At 60.0% G+C, this 6,119-nt stretch carries 5 protein-coding genes; 3 read left to right on the top strand and 2 right to left on the bottom strand.

Annotation, left to right across the window (positions count from 1 at the left end; genetic code table 11):
• The first annotated feature begins 133 nt into the window (after positions 1-133).
• From VKV28_12025 to VKV28_12015, 3 genes are all read left to right on the top strand, one after another.
• Positions 134-1,822 (top strand): kelch repeat-containing protein, encoded by a 1,689-nt coding sequence (locus VKV28_12025; protein ID HLH77526.1) that lies wholly within the window; start codon positions 134-136, stop codon positions 1,820-1,822.
• A gap of 79 nt (positions 1,823-1,901) precedes the next feature.
• On the top strand, positions 1,902-2,099 hold the full coding sequence (locus VKV28_12020) for a hypothetical protein (GenBank protein ID HLH77525.1): 198 nt from the start codon (positions 1,902-1,904) through the stop codon (positions 2,097-2,099).
• A gap of 219 nt (positions 2,100-2,318) precedes the next feature.
• Positions 2,319-2,579 (top strand): hypothetical protein, encoded by a 261-nt coding sequence (locus VKV28_12015; GenBank protein HLH77524.1) that lies wholly within the window; start codon positions 2,319-2,321, stop codon positions 2,577-2,579.
• Between the two features lie 250 nt (positions 2,580-2,829).
• Here the strand turns inward: VKV28_12015 and VKV28_12010 are convergent, their stop codons facing one another.
• Positions 2,830-4,863: a TonB-dependent receptor gene (locus tag VKV28_12010; protein ID HLH77523.1), complete on the bottom strand. Its 2,034-nt coding sequence runs from the start codon at positions 4,861-4,863 to the stop codon at positions 2,830-2,832.
• A gap of 788 nt (positions 4,864-5,651) precedes the next feature.
• Positions 5,652-6,119, bottom strand: coding sequence for a TadE family protein (locus VKV28_12005; GenBank protein HLH77522.1), 468 nt, complete (start codon positions 6,117-6,119; stop codon positions 5,652-5,654).

The following is a 6,119-nucleotide window of genomic DNA, read 5'->3' as shown; positions in this document are numbered from 1 at the left end:
GCGCTGCTGTTTCGGGCCTTTATCGATGAAACCCGCGGGCTGTCGCTGGGCGATTCGGCCAAGGAAGGAGCCTGGACCCAAACCCGCCGTACCGCCACCAGACCATTGCATGGCGCAGGGCGGAGAGCACCCGATGGTCAGCATCGGCAGGCTTAACCCAGTCTTGGTTGCGCTCCTAAGCGGCCTGCTCCTACTGGCCGCTGGCGCGCGCGCTTCCGATCATACCCGTCCCACGCGCAGGCATGCTCACCCTCACAAGCGCCACACGCCCACCCCGACGCCTACGCCGACGCCCACCCCGACCCCCAGTCCGGTTCCCACGCCGCGTGCACTGGTGCTGATCAGCGGGGGCATCGGGATGGTGACGATCGCTACCGGCAGCAGTCCGGCGGTGCTCGAAGGCAGCGAGGTTTACGACGAACACAGCGGGCAGTTCTATCCCGCCGGCGCGATGACGGCGCGCCGCGACCGCCATAGCGCGGTGCGTCTGCCCAACGGCAAGGTCTTGATCGTGGGTGGCGCCGACAGCGTGCTGCTGCCCTATTTGACGCTTTCGGGTCCGAGCCTACCCTGGATTTTACGTACTAACGATCTCTTCGATCCGGCGCGCGGCCTGTTCTATGCCGACGGCAAGATGGCGGTTGGACGCGACGACGCTACCGCCACGCTGCTTCACAACGGCAAGGTACTGATCGCTGGCGGAGGTATCGCTCAAAGCGAGTTGTACGATCCGGTCACCGGCAAGTATAGCATCGTTGGCGACACCGTGCGGGTGCGTTACGGGCAAACCGCGACCCTGCTGAACAATGGCAAGGTATTACTTGCGGGTGGCGGAGACGCGTTGGCCGAATTGTTCGATCCAACGCAGAACAAGTTTTTCGCAACTGGTGCGATGAGTACCAACCGCTTCAGTCACACCGCAACCTTGCTCAAGGATGGGCGGGTGCTGATTGCCGGCGGTAGCGTGTACGCGCGTAGCCAACCGCTGGATACCACGGAAATTTACGATCCGGTCAGCGGCCGGTTTAGCCCCGGGCCCAAGATGCTGAGTGCGCGCGCTGGCCACACTGCGACCATGCTACACGACGGTAAAGTGCTGCTGGCCGGCGGTCAGAGCCACCGGATGGCAGCTTTGTACGATCCGGCAACCGAGCGCTTTTCTGCCACTGGCAAGATGGTGGATAACCGCTATCTGCACACCGCTACCCTCCTGCCCGATGGCAAGGTGCTATTGGCGGGAGGCTGGGACAAGAGCTATACGCCGCTGGCCAGTGCCGAGCTGTACGACCCGGCCAGTGGCCAGTTCAGCGCCACCGGCAAGCTTAAAGTGGGGCGCGCCGATCAGACGGCGACCCTGGTGTTCGTCAAACAATGGCCGCCCCCGCTATGGTTGAAGCCGACCCCTACTCCAACTCCCTCGCCAACGCCGCGCCCGACCGCGACGCCTACGCCGACCCCAACCCAGACCCCGACCAGTACGCTCACCCCAACCCTGACTGCCGCCCCTACGCCCACTGGTTTACCCACAGCCGTGCCGGCGTCGGCGCTGAATTCGAGCGCCAGGCCGACTTCCAAACCGGCCGAGCATAAAGGACATGTGGTGGTTACCCATCGCGGGCAACCGCATCATCGGGCTTTGCCCCCTCCGGTGCGCGAGAAAATCGAGCCCAAGGCTGCTTATTCCGCCACGCCTCAGACCCGTTTGACCCCTCTTGCACGGAAACCGCCCCGGCGGGTTAGCGCAGCCACTCCGCGGCCTTCGCCAGCGCCATCGACCAGCAAGGAAATTATTCCGAAGGCCACTACTAGCCCGTCAACGTGACGCCAGGTCCGCTTGTTGTAAACGGTCATAGTCTGGTAATCTCAGGGCGAAGCAAGTTTTGAGACCAAGGAGCGGGTTTATGCGAAAGACGATCTTCTTTGGAGCGATGGCCCTGTTCCTGCTGGGTTTTGGCGGCTATGCCACCAGCCACGCCTCGCTGAGCTCTATTCTAGCGGCCTCCGACGCGCCCAAGTGCTGTCAGAATCATGCCGCCTGCTGCCCGGGTAGCTCGTGCTGCTCCGGAGGAAAACACAGCGAACACGCTTGTCTGCGCTAACAAGGGCTGGCCTCGCGTCTAACGGATAGAAGCTCCGGTCTGGACGCTGTCGCCCGCGGGCAGCGTCCGGGCTGAGGTTCAGATAAGGGTCTTTAGCTCGAGAATTTTCTCCTCGAATGCAGGTGAGGATGGTGTCGGTGTGCAAGCGCCGCGCGCTGACCATCGCCGCGGAGATAGTATGCGCACGGCCGCGCTGCGGCTGTGCGCAAATAACAAGTGATGAAAAAACTCGGTCTGGCACTGTTGATGTGCGGGTGTAGCGGTTGTTTCAGTCCATTTTCAACCTGGAGCACGGGGCGACCGATGTATCCCGGCGCCTATCGAGCCGAGTGGCAGCGGATCCACGCGCCCGACCACAAGGTGACTTTTTACGAGAGGTACTTCGAGGGTACCGGCTGCTCGGAGCCGCTCAATGCCGACAATCAATGCCCAGGCACCGTCTCGCGTGGTTTGTTTAGCTGGAACGGTGGCGGCGGGTGACTTGCTCAGGCCTCCTCGCCCCCCATCCCGGCGCGGCTGCTTTAAGAGTTGGTCTTGTGAAGTCGAGTAGATAGCTAAAGTACTGCTTCTTGGCGCGGTAAACTCTATGCGAGTGTGTTCCGTGTCAGTCCTGCCTGAATAGCTAGCCGAATTACTAAGATCGTATCTTTAAGAGATCTCTCGGCGGTCTGCTGGTGGGATGCCACGCACCCTGCAGCTTGGTGGCAGACTGGCCGGACGCTTGTGGTGCTCAGGGGAGGGGACCGAGGGAAGGCAGGGGGACATTCAGTCCGGCGTACAAGGCTCGTCGCGGACCCCATTGAGGTGAAAAGACGCCGATTCCTGTGCCGTTACGGAGCTCGTAGGGATGATCGAAGACGTTTACCACTACTAGCCGTCCGTCAACCGTGCCCAGCGCGGGAGCGTGGAAGCTATGCCCAAGCGCCGCGTTGATTTGCCAAATTGGCGCGAGCGTCTGGCTATTGGCGAAGCCCGCGCGGTATCCGCTGCCCCAGATGGCGTCGAGGGAAAGCAAAAATCCCCGCCACCGATAGCTGCCACCGGCCGATGCGGTAAAACGTTGGTCGTCGTCCAGTGTTATCCAATGATGCTGGACATAAGCGACGGTCGCACTATTATCGGCCAGAAACTGGCCGGCGGTGATGTCCTTCGCCTGAATGACGGCGTAGGACAAATTGAGGTAGGCGGAAAAGGCGCCTCGACCTTCCACCAGGCTAACATCGGTACCCCAGCCACGTCCTTGACGATAACTTAACGGCGCCGTGACGTAGGTGCTGCCGAGCTGGGCGAGGTCTAGCTTGTGGCGTGCGACAAGAAAATAGCTGTCCAGGCTTAAGGCTAGATTCAGGGGTAGCTGGCGAGCCAGCCCGACATCGAAAAAATCGTCGGTCTCGGCCGGGATCTTTTGGCTTCCTTGGGTGACCGCAGGTTGGCCGGTGGTGCCGGCGAATCTGCTCAAGGTTTGCAACTGGACGGAGTCGAACGGTGGCACCTGGAAGTAGCGGGCATAGCCGGCATGGAGTTCGGTCTGTGAATCGATTTGATAGGCTGCACCTAGCCGTGGACTGAATTGCCATTGAGTAACAAGAGCGTTCATCAAGTCCAGGCGGGCGCCAAAGGTCAGGGTGAGACGAGCGGTGGGGCGCCATTGATCCTGCAGGTAGAGGCCGTAGAGCATGGCCAGGGTGTGGTGGTTGTCGACCACAGAAATGGGGATGGTACTGCTCTGGTTACCACTGCTATCGACAGGGAAGACCTGGGCGTGATCGTCCAGTTCGATGGTCTCCCCGCTTAGGTAAAAGCCTGCCTGAATTGCATGCTCTGAGCCGAGATGGTAAGTCGTGTCGCCCTGAAGACCATTCACATATCCCGAGTCGAGCAAACGCGCGGCGATGCCGTTGTAAATCAGGTCGCCCACCGGGTCGGGGTCGAAGTTGAGTTGGTAGTATCGGCTGAAATAGGATATCTGATAAGAGCATGTAGCGCCTAGAGTACCGTCAATTGAGAGGACACCGTAATAGCTCTGCTCGAACTCGCTTTCCGCGACCGCGTTTGCCGGATAGGAAGCGACCGAAGCAAGCGCATACAGTGGACTGACGTGGGGGTTTGGTGGGATTTGAAAATAATTGTCCGAACTCCCTACCACCAGACTAAGCCGAGCAGAGGGACCAAGAGGATAAGACAGATAGCCGAAGAATTGACCTTGGTCGGTATAGTCGTGCAAGGGCGTGGGGGTGGAAGTCGCCTGCTGCACGCCGAGATCGTTGCGTAAGTATATTCCACTGACGTAGTAGCTCAGTTGATGGTCGCACCCGCCATATTCGAAACTGGGCTCAAGGGTATCGCGCTGTCCACCGTACAGATTGACAGTGTCACCGGGATCCTGACAACCGCTTCGTGTTCGCAGGTCAAGGACCGCTTCGTTGCGGAAACCGTATTGGGCGGGCATGAAGCCGGTAAGCAGATCCACACTTTGCAAAAAGCGCGGGCTTAGAATTTCGCCGAAGTTGTTTACCGCGTCGGGAATGTAAACGCCGTTGATGCGATACTGGATACCGTCGCCGTTTTCGCCATGCACGTGAATCTGCCCTTGCCCTTGACCATACGCGTCGGGACTTACCCCGGGCGCCTGGATTAGAACCTGTCGCAGGCTGGAATTATCGCCCGCCGGCAGGCTGCTTATCGCCGCGCTGTCGAAGCGGTAGGTGCTCGTACCCGCGTTAGAAGGCGCGTTGCGAGGCGATTGGGCTTGCCGTGCGGACACCGGCAGCGTAAGAGGCGTCTCGGAGCTAAGCGGGATCACGAGGGCGCCGGAACTTGAGATCGCGACTACCGAGGTTGTGAAACCGGGTAAGCTTGCAGCGATACGCGCCGGGGTGTGGCTAGTGGCGGCAAAAGAGAAGCGGCCGGTCGAGTCCGTATGCGTGGTCGCAAGCGAATTGCCCTGATCGTCGAGCAAGCGGAGGAGTACGTGAGGCAGCGGTCGTCCCAACGCATCCCTTACCGAGCCTTCTAGTGGTCCGCCGCTTGGATGCCCAGTTGACGCCGCAAATACTCGCGCTTGAGCGACAAAAGAGGTTGCCAGCAGGAATAACCATCCCAGCAAGATAAACCTACATGCTCCCACTCCAGCTCCAGCTTGCCTGTTCGAACGCTCGTTAGACTCCAGAAATTCGGCGAATTACTGTCTCGAAAGATCCGGAAAGGCGTCAAGACCCGGCGAGTTGAGCCAACAAGCAACTGCGCCCCGCTGGCAGGCGAGTGCCGGAGCATGGTGCCATGGAGAATGGATAGCAGGCGTGGCGGGGCGGGAAAAGATTCGCGCTAGCTGCCCAGGTTTACTGCGCAGCGGTCAAGTCACCCGGCGCCGCCTGGTTGGCTGGCGGGATATTGACAATAGCAACTCGTGGGTGCAAGCCGCGTAGGAAACCAACCGAAGCGCCGGATTCTATTGCTAACGTTTTTCCGCGCAAGTCTCACATTTCAAAATGAATCGGGTCGGAACAAGCGGGCCGCCCACATTAATATGGCGGTCGTCGCGGAGGCAGCAGCTCACGACATGGTCATCTGAGAGCCACTGGCAAGTGACAGAGCTTTGAGCACGAACATCGGAGTCATCGGCTGGTAATTATACTGCACCGTGACATGAACCGTGCTGCCAGCGTTTTCGTTTGGACTCCAAGTGGTGGTGACCGTGAGCTCGCTGCTGCTGAGGCCCTGAGGAAGCTCACCGGCGACGTAGTTGCTGACCGCGCTGGAGGTTGTTGGCGAGGCACTGTCGGCGCCGTGGGTAGCGGCGTAACGGGCTGCGTCGCGGGCCGCACCGCAGACAAAGTTGTAGCAGAGCATCGCGCGGCCGAAATCCATCAGGTTGCACAGCAGCAGCAAAATGACCGGAATAACAATCGCGAATTCCGCCAAAGCCTGGCCCGTCTGGCTCCTGGCGCGGCAAGTCGACAAACTGTGGCGATTATGGCGATTGACGTAGGTGCTCTTTAGGGCTGGCGCTGGATTTTTCAT

This window comes from Candidatus Binataceae bacterium, assembly GCA_035294265.1.
In the GTDB taxonomy this organism is placed as follows: domain Bacteria; phylum Desulfobacterota; class Binatia; order Binatales; family Binataceae; genus DATGLK01.
This window is presented reverse-complemented; position numbering and strand designations above follow the sequence as displayed.